Annotated in this window: 13 protein-coding genes and 1 other annotated feature; of the genes, 3 read left to right on the top strand and 10 right to left on the bottom strand. The window is 55.1% G+C overall.

The genetic code is table 11. The annotated features are described in order from the left end of the window. Positions 1-416 (top strand): Hcp family type VI secretion system effector (locus RW65_RS01425; protein ID WP_039054649.1); only part of this gene is annotated, 416 nt, incomplete at its 5' end. Between the two features lie 38 nt (positions 417-454). On the opposite strand, the gene RW65_RS01430 is transcribed toward RW65_RS01425, so the two are convergent. The 4 genes from RW65_RS01430 to RW65_RS01445 all read right to left on the bottom strand — a co-directional run bounded on the left by RW65_RS01430 (position 455) and on the right by RW65_RS01445 (position 4184). Next, on the bottom strand, positions 455-805 hold the full coding sequence (locus RW65_RS01430; protein ID WP_039054864.1) for a DUF202 domain-containing protein: 351 nt from the start codon (positions 803-805) through the stop codon (positions 455-457). Then, complete coding sequence (locus RW65_RS01435) at positions 795-1142, bottom strand: YidH family protein (protein ID WP_039054865.1); 348 nt, start codon at positions 1140-1142, stop codon at positions 795-797. The genes RW65_RS01430 and RW65_RS01435 overlap by 11 nt, the downstream gene beginning before the upstream one ends. Positions 1143-1248: 106 nt before the next feature. Further along, positions 1249-2571 (bottom strand): 6-phospho-alpha-glucosidase, encoded by a 1323-nt coding sequence (locus RW65_RS01440; RefSeq protein ID WP_039054866.1) that lies wholly within the window; start codon positions 2569-2571, stop codon positions 1249-1251. Further along, on the bottom strand, positions 2568-4184 hold the full coding sequence (locus RW65_RS01445) for an alpha-glucoside-specific PTS transporter subunit IIBC (RefSeq protein ID WP_039054867.1): 1617 nt from the start codon (positions 4182-4184) through the stop codon (positions 2568-2570). Before RW65_RS01445 ends, RW65_RS01440 begins: the two co-directional genes overlap by 4 nt. Before the next feature lie 221 nt (positions 4185-4405). Between RW65_RS01445 and RW65_RS01450 the strand changes: the two genes are divergently transcribed. Continuing rightward, on the top strand, positions 4406-5152 hold the full coding sequence (locus RW65_RS01450) for a GntR family transcriptional regulator (RefSeq protein WP_039054868.1): 747 nt from the start codon (positions 4406-4408) through the stop codon (positions 5150-5152). Here RW65_RS01450 and RW65_RS01455 read toward each other — a convergent pair. The 3 genes from RW65_RS01455 to ibpA form a co-directional block, all read right to left on the bottom strand. After that, on the bottom strand, positions 5120-6781 hold the full coding sequence (locus RW65_RS01455; RefSeq protein WP_039054869.1) for a putative transporter: 1662 nt from the start codon (positions 6779-6781) through the stop codon (positions 5120-5122). The genes RW65_RS01450 and RW65_RS01455 overlap by 33 nt on opposite strands. 180 nt (positions 6782-6961) lie before the next feature. Beyond that, the gene (ibpB, locus tag RW65_RS01460) at positions 6962-7390 is read right to left on the bottom strand and encodes a small heat shock chaperone IbpB (RefSeq protein ID WP_039054870.1); all 429 of its coding nucleotides are present in this window, start codon (positions 7388-7390) and stop codon (positions 6962-6964) included. A 108-nt stretch (positions 7391-7498) separates the two neighbouring features. Then, the gene (ibpA, locus tag RW65_RS01465) at positions 7499-7912 is read right to left on the bottom strand and encodes a small heat shock chaperone IbpA (RefSeq protein WP_039054871.1); all 414 of its coding nucleotides are present in this window, start codon (positions 7910-7912) and stop codon (positions 7499-7501) included. Further along, positions 7906-7981 (bottom strand) — a sequence feature (ROSE (Repression Of Heat Shock gene Expression) occurs in the 5'-region of heat shock genes and acts as an RNA thermometer to modulate expression.). (Overlaps the previous gene by 7 nt.) A gap of 240 nt (positions 7982-8221) precedes the next feature. Here ibpA and RW65_RS01470 point away from each other — a divergent pair. Further along, positions 8222-8551 carry a YceK/YidQ family lipoprotein gene (locus RW65_RS01470; protein WP_039054872.1) on the top strand — a complete coding sequence of 110 codons (330 nt, stop codon included), beginning with the start codon at positions 8222-8224 and terminating at the stop codon, positions 8549-8551. 1 nt (position 8552) lies between these two features. On the opposite strand, the gene RW65_RS01475 is transcribed toward RW65_RS01470, so the two are convergent. From RW65_RS01475 to gyrB, 3 genes are all read right to left on the bottom strand, one after another. Beyond that, positions 8553-9779 (bottom strand): YidR family protein, encoded by a 1227-nt coding sequence (locus RW65_RS01475; protein ID WP_039054873.1) that lies wholly within the window; start codon positions 9777-9779, stop codon positions 8553-8555. A gap of 118 nt (positions 9780-9897) precedes the next feature. Then, complete coding sequence (gene yidA, locus RW65_RS01480; RefSeq protein WP_039054875.1) at positions 9898-10710, bottom strand: sugar-phosphatase; 813 nt, start codon at positions 10708-10710, stop codon at positions 9898-9900. A 149-nt stretch (positions 10711-10859) separates the two neighbouring features. Next, positions 10860-13277 carry a DNA topoisomerase (ATP-hydrolyzing) subunit B gene (gyrB, locus tag RW65_RS01485; RefSeq protein ID WP_039054876.1) on the bottom strand — a complete coding sequence of 806 codons (2418 nt, stop codon included), beginning with the start codon at positions 13275-13277 and terminating at the stop codon, positions 10860-10862. Between the last annotated feature and the right edge of the window lie 5 nt (positions 13278-13282).

Genomic DNA, 13282 nt, shown 5'->3' on the forward strand with positions numbered 1-13282 from the left:
AAATGCCGCTGCGTTTAGGCTCGATTGAGTTGAAATCTTTTACCCACGGCGTCACTATCCCCGTCGATCCGAGCTGGGGAAAATTGACCAGTACACGCATTCATCGGCCCATCACGGTAGTAAAAGATTTCGACCAGACCACTCCTCTCTTATACCGCACCGTGTGCGAAGGCCGAACATTGAAGCAAGCGACCATCAAAATGTACCGCATCCTGGAATCAGGTATCGAAGCGGAGTATTTCAATATCATTCTGGACAACGTCAAAATCACCACGGTCTCGCCTCATCTTTCTCCCGGCGGTATGAGCAGTACCCATCTGGAAACCCTCGAAATGCGTTACGAAGCGATTACCTGGAAATATACGGAAGGCAATATACTCTACCGCGATACCTGGAACGATCGCGCCTGTGCCTGAAAAGCACACACTGAAAAGAAAGTAATATCTTCTATTACTTAAAAAAACATCACTAAATGCCGGATATGCGTTACCGCAAACAGTAGCGAGAGCGAGAGCACCGCGAGGGCAATCAACAGCTTGTCCCGCGCCGCGCCGGGTAAGCCGATATCAACGTCCTGTACGTCCATCAGCATGCGCCTGCGGGTATATCGCCACAGCAGCAGCGCCACGCCCAGTAAGATACCTAGTGAGATCCAAAACGGCAGGCCCGATTCCTGCCAGTTATGCTTCACCGCCAGCGCCATTAGCGCACCGTAACCGAATAAGGTGCGCAGCCATGCAAGCGAAGTACGTTCCGGCTGCAGGCCGGGATCGGCTTCGCGGCGCGCTTTACGGTTATTCGCCATAAAACACCAGCACCATTACCACCAGCGCAACGGCCAGCAGAATAACGCTTATCAGCATCAGCGCGGGGGTGTAGGGCAGATCCTCTTTCAGGCGCATCGCCTTTTCATTGCGCAGCCAGCGCAGATAACCATACAGCGCCAGCCCGCCGGCGAAGAGACACAGCAGCAGCGCCAGCACTTCGCGAATCATCGGCGTGGCAAAGCCCGGCGCTAACTGCTCGAGGCCGACACCGGCGGCAAGAAAGCCGAGGGCCGTACGGATCCAGGCAAGAAAAGTACGTTCATTCGCCAGCGAGAAGCGATAATCCGGCGCTTCGCCGACGCGAGAGATTTTCATGGAGGCTCCTTGTTGGGACACTGCACAACAAAGTAGCGGATACGGTAAGTTTTTTCGACAGGTTTGACGTTAAGGACCGGCATCCTGACGATGCCGGTCGCGGGGATCAATGCAGTTCGGGCCAGAAATCCTTATTCGCCTCGACTAAATCATCCAGTATAGCTTTGGCAACGGAGGCGCTGGGCACGGTTTTCGACAGGGTTATCGCCTGCCAAAGCTTCTGGTATGAACGTTGTTCCCAGGCATCCACCACCAGTTTTTCGACCGCCACCTGCTGGCTCATCAACCCTTTCTGGAAGTGAGGAATATCGCCAACGGTTAACGGTTCCGGTCCGTTTTTGCCAACAAGGCAGGGGATCTCCACCATCGCATCGGCATCAAAATTATGAATCGCGCCGTTGTTCGGCACAATCAGCAGCATGCGCTCCTGGGTATTAAAGGCGATGGCGGTCGCCAGATCGACGATGTACGAAGCATGTTCGTCGATTTCCAGCTCACCGGCCGCAGAATTCCCGGCGGCAATAATGGCGCGGCAGGAACCGAATACCTGTTTTTCGCGGTGATCCATCACTTCGTTGGCGCGGGTACGCTCAGGATTGGCGTGCGCAACCACGTAATCAGAGAACAGATAATATTTCAGATAGGTGTTCGGCATGGTATCGGGATCGAGGGCCTGCACATCTTTCGCTTTAGCAAAAGTATCGTTCCAGCTGGCTTCAGTATGAGCATCCTGTGCCGGAGGCAGATAGCCGTTTTTCGCTACATATTCGCGTAATTTAGGCATTAAATCGTTGCCACTCAGATCTTCAATCGAGGTCCACCAGCCGAAGTGGTTTAGCCCGTAGTAGCGCACGCGCATCTGTTTGCGGTCTTGCAGGCCGACAATCTGCGCCATGCGCCCTTCAATGCCGATCGGCATATCGCAAATGTTGAGAATTTTGGCCTGCGGGCGCAGACGGCGCGTTGCTTCCGCAACAATCGCCGCCGGGTTGGAGTAGTTCAGCATCCAGGCATTCGGGGAATATTGCTCCATATAATCCACCAGCTCCAGCACACCGCCAATAGAGCGCATGCCGTAAGCGATACCGCCAGGTCCGCAGGTTTCCTGGCCGACAACGCCATGACGCAACGGGATTTTTTCGTCCAGTTCTCGCATCGGATATTTACCCACGCGAATATGCGCCATCACAAAATCCACATCCGTAAAGGCGGTTTTGGGATCGGTGGTGTAGCTGAATTCGATGTCCGGTGCCTGCTCCTGCAGAATGATTTTACAGGCCTCGGCAATGGTTTCCTGACGCGCGCCATCGTTGTCATAGAACGTCAGCGCCCGCAGCGGAAAACGTTCGCGGTTGGCCAGTAACATCAGAACAATACCGGGCGTAAAGGTGCTGCCGCCACCGGCAATAACAACGGAGAATTTTTTCATGATACAGCCTCTGTCAGGGTGGATGGTTCAGGGTTTAACGGGGTTTTCATTAGCGATTCGATCTGTTCACGCACCTGCGGAACATGCAGACCGACAATGACCTGGATGCCGGTGCCGCGACGAACGACACCGTGTGCGCCAAGGGCTTTAAAGTCGTCATCGCTTTGCGTTTTCGCCATGTCGACCAGCGTGATACGCAACCGGGTAGCGCAGTTATTGACGCTGGCGATATTGCCCGCGCCGCCAAGGGCCAGCAGGAAACCGGCCGCCTGACCCGCCTGGCTGTTTGCCGCCGCCGTGGTTTGTCCGCGCGCGGCTTTATAATCGGCTTTGCTGTAGAGCTTCACTTCGCTCTGTTCCCGACCGGGGGTTTTCAGGTTGAAGCGCACAATCAGCGTGCGGAACACCACGAAATAGACGGCGGTAAAACTCAAACCGATGGCGATTTGCGTAAACACCATCGCGGAATGGTTGTGGAACATCGGGATCCAGTTTTGCGTTAAGAACTGATCGAGCAGCCCGCCGCCCATGTTGCCGACCACGCCGAAGCTGTACATCACCGTCGCCATTGTCGCCGCCAGCACTGCGTGTACGGCAAACAGCAGCGGCGAGATAAATAAGAAGGTGAACTCCAAAGGCTCGGTGATCCCCACCAGTACGGCGGTAAGGGTGGCAGGAATCAGCAGCCCGGCAACCTTAACGCGGTTTTCCGGCGCGGCGGTGTACCACAGCGCCAGTGCGATACCGACGGAGCCGAACACTTTCGAGTTACCGTGCAGGGCAAAACCACCTTCCGGAAAGAGGGTTTTCAGGGGTTCGGTACTCTGGCTGAACTCTTGCAGATGTTGCGCCCAGTAGACCTGAATGCCGCCTTCTACCACCGCCGGACCAAAGACAAAGGGGCCATAAACAAAGTGATGCAGCCCGGTAGGGATCAGAATGCGTTCCAGGAAGGTATAAACCCACACTCCCAGCGCACCGGCGGAGCGTAAAAAAGCCTGCAAGGATTCAATACCTAACTGCACTTTCGGCCAGCCGAGCAGCGTGAGCCAGGCACAGGGCAGCATCACCAGAAACGCGATAATCACCACAAAAGAGGAGCCCTGGAAAATCCCCAGAAATACCGGCAAGGGTTTATCGAAGTAACGGTTATGCAAGGCGGTGACAATGCCGGAGATAACAATCGCGCCAATAATGCTGGTATCAAGGGTTTTAATACCGGCAATCAGCGTTAAGCCGCTGCCCGCGACGGGTTCTGCTGAAAAGTCGACGCCGAAGAAGTGTCCCCAGGTGACACCCATCGCGTTGATAAAGTAGTTCCAGGTCAGGAAGCTGATCATCACTGCCAGACAGGCACGACCCGGCGCCTGCTTCGCCAGACCAATGGGTAAACCGACGGCGAACAGCAGCGGCATATTACGAAACACCGTCCAGCCACCCTCTTCAACGATGTGCACGATTTGCGCAAAGAGATTATCGGGTGCGGTTAATGCTTCACCGACGAACAGCGGGTTGCCGAGCATAATGGCGATGCCGACCACCATGCCCGCGAAGGGGAAAAGCAGCACCGGGGTAAACATAGCGCCGCCAAAACGTTGTATTTGACTGAGCATTTTTAAATCCTCATGTAACAACCTGTAGGGGAGAGAGGCCTTGTTATGTTTTGGTGGCCTGCAGTGAGCATATGGAGTCGCCTTCGCGGCGGCAGGACACGCCGTTACGTTCCGTGATCCCTTTCATGGTTTTATTTCACCCTCTGAGGTCTACTTTTTGCATAAAAAATGGACATGTCGGGCAGGTTTGTTCCCCTTAAGCGGCGTAAAGAGGTCTACAGGTGATCTATAAATCGATAGCGGAACGGCTGCGTCTACGGCTGAATTCGTCGGATTACAATATTGGTAGCCCGTTACCGGGTGAAAAAACCCTGGCGCAGGAGTTCGGCGTGGCGCGAATGACCCTCCGCAAAGCTATCGATCTGCTGGTGAGCTGGGGATTGGTGGTGCGCCGCCACGGGAGCGGAACCTTTGTCGCGCGCAAGGATGTACACCATGAAACCACCAATCTTACCGGGCTGGCGGAAGTGCTGCGTCGACAAGGCAAAGAGGTGCACAGTAAGGTGCTGCTGTTTGAGGTGATGCCTGCGCCGCCCGCTATCGCCAGCCAGTTACGCATTCAGGTTAACGAGCGCATCTACTTTTCCCGCCGGGTACGCTATGTCGATGGCAAACCGCTGATGCTGGAAGACAGCTATATGCCGGTAAAGCTGTTCCGCACGCTCTCGCTGGGGCATCTGGAAGGATCAAAGTTTGACTTCATTGAGAAGGAGTGTGGGATAACCATCGATGGCAACTACGAGAGCCTGACGCCGGTGCTGGCGGATAAACAGCTGGCGCAAACGCTGAATATTCAAGAACAAACGCCGCTGCTGCGCATCACCTCACTTTCCTATAACGACAGCGGCGAGTTTCTTAACTATTCGGTTATGTATCGTAATACTCGCGATTACCAGGTGGATTACCATTTGCGGCGCATCCACCCGGAAACGCCGTTAGGTCATCCCCCAGAAGATCACCGCCAGTAGCTGCGGAGTAATAATGCGCAGAAACATCACCAGCGGATAAACCGTGGCATAAGAGAGCGCCGCCGCACCGCTGGTGGGATGCAGCGCGTTGGCGAAGGCCAGCGCGGGCGGATCGGTCATGGAGCCGGCCAGCATGCCGCATAAAGTCAGATAGTTCATTTTTGCCAGCATCCGCGCCAGCAAACCGACGGTGAGCAGCGGAACGGCGGTAATAAAAATGCCGTAGCTCATCCACTTCAGACCATCGCCGTGGGTGAGCGTAGTAATAAAATCTCCGCCGGATTTCAGCCCGACCACCGCCAGGAACAGCACAATCCCCAGCTCCCGCAGCGCAAGATTGGCGCTTGGTGGCATAAACCAGTACAGCTTACCGATGCTGCCGATACGCCCAAGGATCAGTGCTGTGATCAGCGGCCCGCCGGCCAGGCCCAGCTTTAGCGCCACCGGGAATCCGGGAATAAAGAGCGGTATCGAGCCGAGTAACACCCCGAGCCCAATGCCAATAAAGACCGGCAGCATCTGCACCTGCTGCAGTTTTTGCCGGGCATTGCCAACCTCGTTTGCCGCCGCTTCGATAGCCCCCGGACGGCCGACGAGGCTGAGAATGTCGCCGAACTGCAGACTGGCAGCACTGCTGGCAACCAGTTCCACCCCGGCGCGGTTAAGCCTTGAGATCACCACGTCGTAGCGCTCTTTAAAGTGCAGATCGCGGATTTTTTTCCCCAGCACTTTTTCATTGGTGACCACCACACGCTCGACGCGCAAATCCGTTCCGTGGGTGGACAACGAGACATCCACTTCCTGGCCAATCACCAGTTGGGCATTGTGCAGATCGTGGGGAAGCCCCACCAGATGCAGCAAATCTCCAGTCTCAATCAGCGTCGTCGGCGCCGGCACCATCAGCAGATCGCCGCGTTTTAAGCGTGAGCAGATAATTTTTTCGCTGTTGAGAATCGGCACATCCTGCAGCGCCATTTTGTCGAGATTGGGGTTTTCTACGCGAATATTAATGGTGCGAATCAGGGAAGTTCCGTGGCTCATAGTGGCATCGTGCCGCCGCGCTTCCTCCTCAACGTTCACGCGGAACAGTACGCGCAGCAGCCACATGCAGAGCAAAATGCCGCAGATGCCGAACGGATAGGCCATCGCGTAGCTCATGCCCATCTGATCCACCAGCGGGCCAGTCACGCCCAAATCATGCAGGATCTGCTGTCCCGCGCCCAGGGCTGGGGTATTGGTGACCGCACCAGAGAAAATCCCCAGTACCACCGGTAACGGAATGGCGAATAGCTTATAGAGAATGGCGGTGACAAGACCCCCAAGAAGCACTATCAGAATAGCAAATAGATTCAACCGCAGGCCTGAGACGCGTAACGAGGCGAAGAAGCCCGGTCCCACCTGAATCCCGATGGTATAAACAAACAGGATCAGACCAAACTCCTGCACAAACAGCAGCATGGGGCCGCTCAGCGAAATGCCCATTTTATCAATAAAGTGGCCAACGATTATCCCACCGAACAGCACGCCACCAATGCCGAACCCCACGCCGCGGATCTTCACATTGCCTATCCATAAACCGACCACGGCGACGAGCGCCAGAATGCTTACGGTTAACGCGATATCACTCATGAGCTTTTCCCTGTACAGAATGGCTACAGGAATATTGGCAGAACCCGTCATAGCGGTTTGGGTGATGCCGCACAAAGTGCAGGGATTTTATTGGCGCGCGGTTGGCGCTTTTTAGGCTGAAACTCTGGCTTGCAGAAACAAAAAAGGCCCCGCAATGCGGAGCCTTTTCGTTATCTAACCTTAGCTGTTTAATGCCGGGCGAGTACTGATAGCGATACGCTGTGGCGCGGCGCTTTCCGGCACGTTACGCAGTAAGTCGATATGCAGCAGACCGTTGGTGAAGGTCGCGCCAGAGACTTCCATATAATCCGCCAGCGTGAAGCTCAGGCTAAAGGGTTGAATAACCAGCCCTTGATGCAGCCATTTCGGCTCGTTGGCCGGTTTTTCCGGCGTGCCTTTAACGGTTAAACGGCCATTTTCCAGCTGGATATCCAGCTCTTCCTGGCGAAAGCCCGCCAGCGCAAGGGTAATGCGGTAGTGGTTATCATCGCCCTTCTCAATATTGTAGGGCGGGAACGCCTGCTGCTCGTTGCTGCTTTGCAGGGCGTTAGCCAGTTTGTCAAAGCCGATCCATTGACGCATCAGCGGGGATAAATCGTAGTTACGCATTGTGTTTCTCCTTCTAAGAAGCGAGTGAATACCGGCGAGCGCGTAAGCTCACCTGTGCCCCCTGTCGGCGAGCATCTTCGGGATGGGCCGCCAGCGCGACCCAAGAAATTAGTTAATTTCGATACGACGCGGTTTTTTCTCTTCCGGGATCACGCGTTCTAACTCGACATACAGCAGGCCGTTTACCAGGTTGGCACCCTTAACATGGATGTTTTCTGCCAGCTGGAATTTGCGCTCGAAATTACGTTCGGCGATGCCCTGATAAAGGTAAGTGCGCTCTTTCTGTTCGTCGGTATGGGATCCTTTCACCACCAGCAGGTTGTCCTGCGCGGTGATATCCAGTTCGCTTTCAGCGAAGCCCGCCACCGCGATAGCGATGCGGTAATGGTTTTCGTCAACCAGCTCGACGTTATACGGAGGGTAACCGCCATTGCTCTGATTTTGATTGTTTTCCAGCAGGTTAAACAGACGGTCGAAACCAATAGCTGAACGATAAAGCGGGGAAAGATCGAAGTTACGCATACTAAAAGCTCCTGATATCAGCGAGAGTTTTATGCCTTCCACCATGGACAGGCGATTAACGTAGCCGAACACCCTTCCGGCATGTTCCGGGGCTACACTCATAAAATGGGAATGAAGAGACGAATTTCAAGGACGCGTTTGTGACTTTTTTTTGCACTTTCTGCTGTAATGCATAGACTGGAACCGCAGCACAAATCGTTAAATTTCCCATACCGCCACAGCGCGGAGCCAGAACGCTGTTGCTTTCTTGCTGGTGAGGCTAATCCCCACACGGACAGCATTCAAACGATAGACAACGATGATGAATCGATGATGAAAATTATTCTGATTATTTCTGCATTGCTTAGCGGGATGCTGTTATCGGCGTGTTCAAGCGTGATGTCGCATACCGGCGGCAAAGAGGGAACCTATCCCGGCACGCGCGCCAGTTCAACGATGCTTTCTGATGATGACACGAGTGTCGCGACAAAATCGCTGGTGGCGCTGGATATGCCTTTTACCGCTATCCTCGATACGCTGTTGCTGCCATGGGATCTCTTTCGTAAGGATAACTCGCTAAAATCCCGTGTCGAACAGAGCGAGAAAGCCTCTCTTGCCACCGACTCCATTATCCCGCCAGCACCGATGCCGACGCACTGAGTTACCAGCCGGTTTCCGTCATCCACAGCTGGCGGAAACCGCTGACCTCTTCCATCCACGCTATCTTTTTGCCATCCGGTGAAAAGACTACCGCATCCGCCGACGGCGGGTTTGCATGATCGGCGCTCAAAAAGGTGATTGAGCCCTGGCGGGCGTCGCACAGCGCAATACGGTCATCCAGCACAAATCCCAGCGCTTCACCCGACGGATGCCAGTTAAAGGCCGACTGAATCCCGCTGGTGGTGTGAGTTAACTGGCGCGGTTCACCGCCTTGCGGGCTTATCAACCACAGCTGCACCACGCCATTGTCGTCGCGCATCAGAAACCCTATCTCGGTGGCCTGCGGATTACTGCGCACCCAGTGACGCGGCATATTGACCAGGCCCGGGAAGCGGCGCTGATGCGTAAAGGTCAGGCGCTTTTGCACGACGCCTTTTGGCGGTGCGGGCAGGGTCGTTTCGCTCCCCGCCAACGGCGCATCGCCCGGCGTTTTCCAGCCCTGCTCATCGTCGGGAAGCGCGACAATAAACAGCTCCGGCACTTTTTCACCTGCAATCGACAAGGTATCGCCGATAAAGGCCAGCCGCTGATTACCCACCCAGCCCTCTTCATACGCGCGGTTGATCTCATCGCTGCCCGGCCGCGGCGTGGGCGTGGTGCGACTCACCAGCACGCACCAGTGACTGCCGCTGTATTCACGAGGGTGATAACAGGGCGGTGTGACCGGTCCAAACGGCACTGCGACGCCAACATTGCGTAAATCGAGCGCCGGATCGCACTCATGCAACACATGGTCGTTATAGGTGAAACTGACGTTTTCGCCGTTCGGGCTGTAAACATGAACGTGGGTACCGCCGCGTAACGCACCGGGGGTGAAGGGCGCGGTAATATCCAGCGCGTCGAGATTTTGTACTGCGCCGTTTTCCGCTATCACGCCGCGGCGATGGTGGAAATCGTACTGCCAGCTGGCGTCCGGATTCTCCGGGCCGTGAATAAAAAGGTATTTCTCCGCCGTCGGGCTTACCGTCACCACGCCAACGTGCGCGCCATCGGTGGCAGTATACAGAACCTCAATTTCACCGCTGTGCACATTGACCCGCTCAATGGTTTTGCCGGTAAACGAAGCGCCGGAGGGGCGAACATCAAATACCAGCCACTGGCTGTCCGCTGTCCAGACGTTGATATTAGTGAGTTGATGATGACGCGGGGCAAAGGTGAGCTGTTTCATGACAAAACCTGCAAGCCAAAATATCGCTTCAGGGTAGCGCACTGCGCGAAATACGCCTACTGCCATTGCGGGGGAAAACAGAGCGGCAAGGGCGAATTGCCCCTGCCCGTGTGCGGATTTAATTCAGCGCGAACTTCTCAATGGCATAAGCAACACCATCTTCCAGATTCGATTTGGTGACAAAATCCGCCGCCTCTTTCACCGAGGGAATTGCGTTCTCCATCGCCACGCCAACGCCTGCGTACTCAATCATTGCGATGTCGTTTTCCTGATCGCCAATCGCCATGATCTCTTCCTGCTTGATATTCAGCACCTCGGCCAGGGATTTAACACCGGTGCCTTTATTGACGCGTTTATCGAGGATTTCGAGGAAGTAAGGCGCGCTTTTCAGCACGGTATATTTCTCTTTCACTTCCTGCGGAATGCGGGCAATGGCCCGATCGAGAAGGGTGGGTTCATCAATCATCATCACTTTCAGCAGCTGGATTCTCGGATCCATCTTTTCTGCTTCGCAGAACACCAGCGGAATAGTGGCGACATAAGATTCATGCACCGTGTAGTAGCTGATATCACGGTTGGCGGTGTAGAGCGTGTTGCGATCTAAAGCGTGAAAATGTGAACCCACTTCCCGGGAGAGCTTCTCCAGATAGCGGTAATCGTCATAGCTCAGCGGGGTTTGTGCGACGGTGCTGCCATCGCTGGCGTTCTGCACCAGCGCACCGTTATAGGTAATGCAATAGTCTCCTTCGCGCTCCATATGCAGCTCTTTCATATAGCTGTGCACGCCCGCGTAAGGCCGGCCGGTGGTGAGCACGACGTTGATACCGCGTTCGCGAGCGGCGGCAATGGCATTTTTAACCGCAGGAGAAATAGTGTGGTCCGGCAGCAGCAGCGTACCGTCCATATCGATTGCAATAAGTTTGATAGCCATGAGATCCCCAGGTGAGATATTCCGAGGCTCATGCTAACGCGATTCCGCTCAAAAAACAGCACGGGAATAGGCGGAAAAGGGGGATAGAAACGGGGCGGGAAGTGCCTCTTTTAGATTTCCCCTCTCCGGATGGAGAGGGGAGGAATCCATTAGATATCGATGTTCGCCGCTTTCAGGGCGTTCTCTTCGATAAAGGCGCGGCGCGGTTCAACCGCGTCACCCATCAGCGTAGTGAAGAGCAGGTCGGCGGCAATGGCGTCTTTCACCGTTACGCGCAGCATACGGCGACTGTCCGGATCCATGGTGGTTTCCCACAGCTGATCCGGGTTCATCTCGCCCAGCCCTTTGTAACGCTGGATAGCGAGGCCACGACGCGACTCTTTCACCAGCCAGTCCAGCGCCTGCTCGAAGCTGGCTACCGGCTGACGGCGCTCGCCGCGTTCAATGTAGGCATCTTCTTCAATCAGGCCACGCAGTTTCTCGCCCAGCGTGCACAGTCGACGATATTCGCCGCCGGTAATAAATTCATTATCCAGCGGATAATCGGTATCGACGCCGTGGGTACGGACGCGAATAATCGGCTCGAAATGGCTCAGCTCGCTGTTCACGCGAACCTCGAACTTCCACATGCTACCGTGCTGCTCGCTTTCGTTCAGCTCGGTAACCAGCGCGTTCACCCAGCGGGTAACTTTCTGTTCATCACCCAGATCGGCTTCGCTCAGGGTCGGCTGATAGATAAGCTCTTTCAGCAGCGTGCGCGGGAAGCGGCGCTCCATGCGGCCAATCATTTTCTGCGCAGCGTTGTACTCAGCTACCAGTTTTTCCAGCGGCTCGCCCGCCAGTGCCGGAGCGCTGGCATTGGTGTGCAGCGTCGCGCCATCAAGAGCGATAGCTATCTGATACTGATCCATCGCTTCGTCGTCTTTGATGTACTGTTCCTGCTTGCCTTTCTTCACTTTATACAGCGGCGGCTGAGCAATATAGACATGACCGCGTTCTACGATTTCCGGCATCTGACGGTAGAAGAAGGTCAGCAGCAGCGTACGGATGTGCGAACCATCGACGTCCGCATCGGTCATGATGATGATGCTGTGGTAACGCAGTTTGTCCGGGTTGTACTCATCGCGGCCAATGCCGCAGCCCAGCGCGGTAATAAGCGTGGCGACTTCCTGAGAAGAGAGCATCTTGTCAAAGCGTGCTTTCTCGACGTTAAGGATTTTACCTTTCAGCGGCAGAATCGCCTGGTTCTTACGGTTACGGCCCTGCTTCGCAGAACCGCCCGCGGAGTCCCCTTCCACCAGGTAGAGTTCGGAGAGCGCCGGGTCGCGTTCCTGACAATCCGCCAGTTTACCCGGCAGGCCAGCCAGATCTAAAGCGCCTTTACGACGGGTCATTTCGCGGGCTTTACGCGCCGCTTCACGGGCGCGCGCCGCATCGATAATTTTGCCAACCACGATTTTCGCGTCGGACGGGTTTTCCAGCAGGTATTCCGCCAGCAGTTCGTTCATCTGCTGTTCCACCGCCGTTTTCACCTCGGAAGAGACCAGTTTATCTTTGGTCTGAGAGGAGAATTTCGGATCCGGCACTTTCACCGAAACCACCGCAATCAGGCCTTCGCGGGCATCGTCGCCCGTTGCGCTGACTTTGGCTTTCTTGCTGTACCCTTCTTTATCCATATAGGCGTTCAGCGTACGGGTCATCGCCGCACGGAAGCCTGCAAGGTGGGTACCGCCATCGCGCTGTGGAATGTTGTTGGTAAAGCAGTAAATGTTTTCCTGGAAACCATCGTTCCACTGCAGCGCGACTTCAACGCCGATACCGTCTTTTTCGGTGGAGAAGTAGAAGATATTGGGGTGGATCGGCGTTTTGTTTTTGTTGAGATACTCAACAAACGCGCGGATGCCGCCTTCGTAATGGAAATGATCTTCTTTGCCTTCTTCGCGCTTATCGCGCAGGCGGATGGAAACGCCGGAGTTCAGGAAGGAGAGCTCACGCAGGCGCTTCGCCAGAATTTCATATTCGAATTCGATAACGTTGGTGAAGGTTTCATAGCTCGGCCAGAAACGCACCATCGTACCGGTTTTTTCGGTCTCGCCGGTTACCGCCAGCGGTGCCTGCGGCACGCCGTGCTGATAGATTTGGCGGTGAACTTTGTTATCACGCTGGATAACTAACTCCAGCTTCTGCGACAGGGCGTTTACGACAGAAACGCCAACGCCGTGCAGGCCGCCGGAAACTTTATAGGAGTTGTCGTCAAACTTACCGCCTGCGTGCAGAACGGTCATGATCACTTCCGCGGCGGAAACGCCCTCTTCCGGGTGAATACCCGTTGGGATGCCGCGACCATCGTCCTGTACGGAGACGGAGTTATCGCTGTGGATAGTGACGACAATGTCTTTACAGTACCCAGCGAGCGCCTCGTCGATAGCGTTATCTACCACCTCGAATACCATATGGTGCAGACCGGTGCCGTCATCCGTATCGCCGATATACATACCAGGGCGCTTACGCACCGCATCCAGCCCTTTCAGGACTTTGATACTGGAGGAGTCATAAGAATTCGACATCAACG

This window comes from Enterobacter sp. Bisph1 (assembly GCF_000814905.1).
Lineage (GTDB): Bacteria > Pseudomonadota > Gammaproteobacteria > Enterobacterales > Enterobacteriaceae > Kosakonia.

Coding starts and splice junctions, on each gene's coding strand:
- RW65_RS01430 (WP_039054864.1), bottom strand. CDS start 805: ATGGCGAATAACCGTAAAGCGCGCCGCGAAGCCGATCCCGGCCTGCAG.
- RW65_RS01435 (WP_039054865.1), bottom strand. CDS start 1,142: ATGAAAATCTCTCGCGTCGGCGAAGCGCCGGATTATCGCTTCTCGCTG.
- RW65_RS01440 (WP_039054866.1), bottom strand. CDS start 2,571: ATGAAAAAATTCTCCGTTGTTATTGCCGGTGGCGGCAGCACCTTTACG.
- RW65_RS01445 (WP_039054867.1), bottom strand. CDS start 4,184: ATGCTCAGTCAAATACAACGTTTTGGCGGCGCTATGTTTACCCCGGTG.
- RW65_RS01455 (WP_039054869.1), bottom strand. CDS start 6,781: ATGAGTGATATCGCGTTAACCGTAAGCATTCTGGCGCTCGTCGCCGTG.
- ibpB (WP_039054870.1), bottom strand. CDS start 7,390: ATGCGTAACTACGATTTATCCCCGCTGATGCGTCAATGGATCGGCTTT.
- ibpA (WP_039054871.1), bottom strand. CDS start 7,912: ATGCGTAACTTCGATCTTTCCCCGCTTTATCGTTCAGCTATTGGTTTC.
- RW65_RS01470 (WP_039054872.1), top strand. CDS start 8,222: ATGATGAAAATTATTCTGATTATTTCTGCATTGCTTAGCGGGATGCTG.
- RW65_RS01475 (WP_039054873.1), bottom strand. CDS start 9,779: ATGAAACAGCTCACCTTTGCCCCGCGTCATCATCAACTCACTAATATC.
- yidA (WP_039054875.1), bottom strand. CDS start 10,710: ATGGCTATCAAACTTATTGCAATCGATATGGACGGTACGCTGCTGCTG.
- gyrB (WP_039054876.1), bottom strand. CDS start 13,277: ATGTCGAATTCTTATGACTCCTCCAGTATCAAAGTCCTGAAAGGGCTG.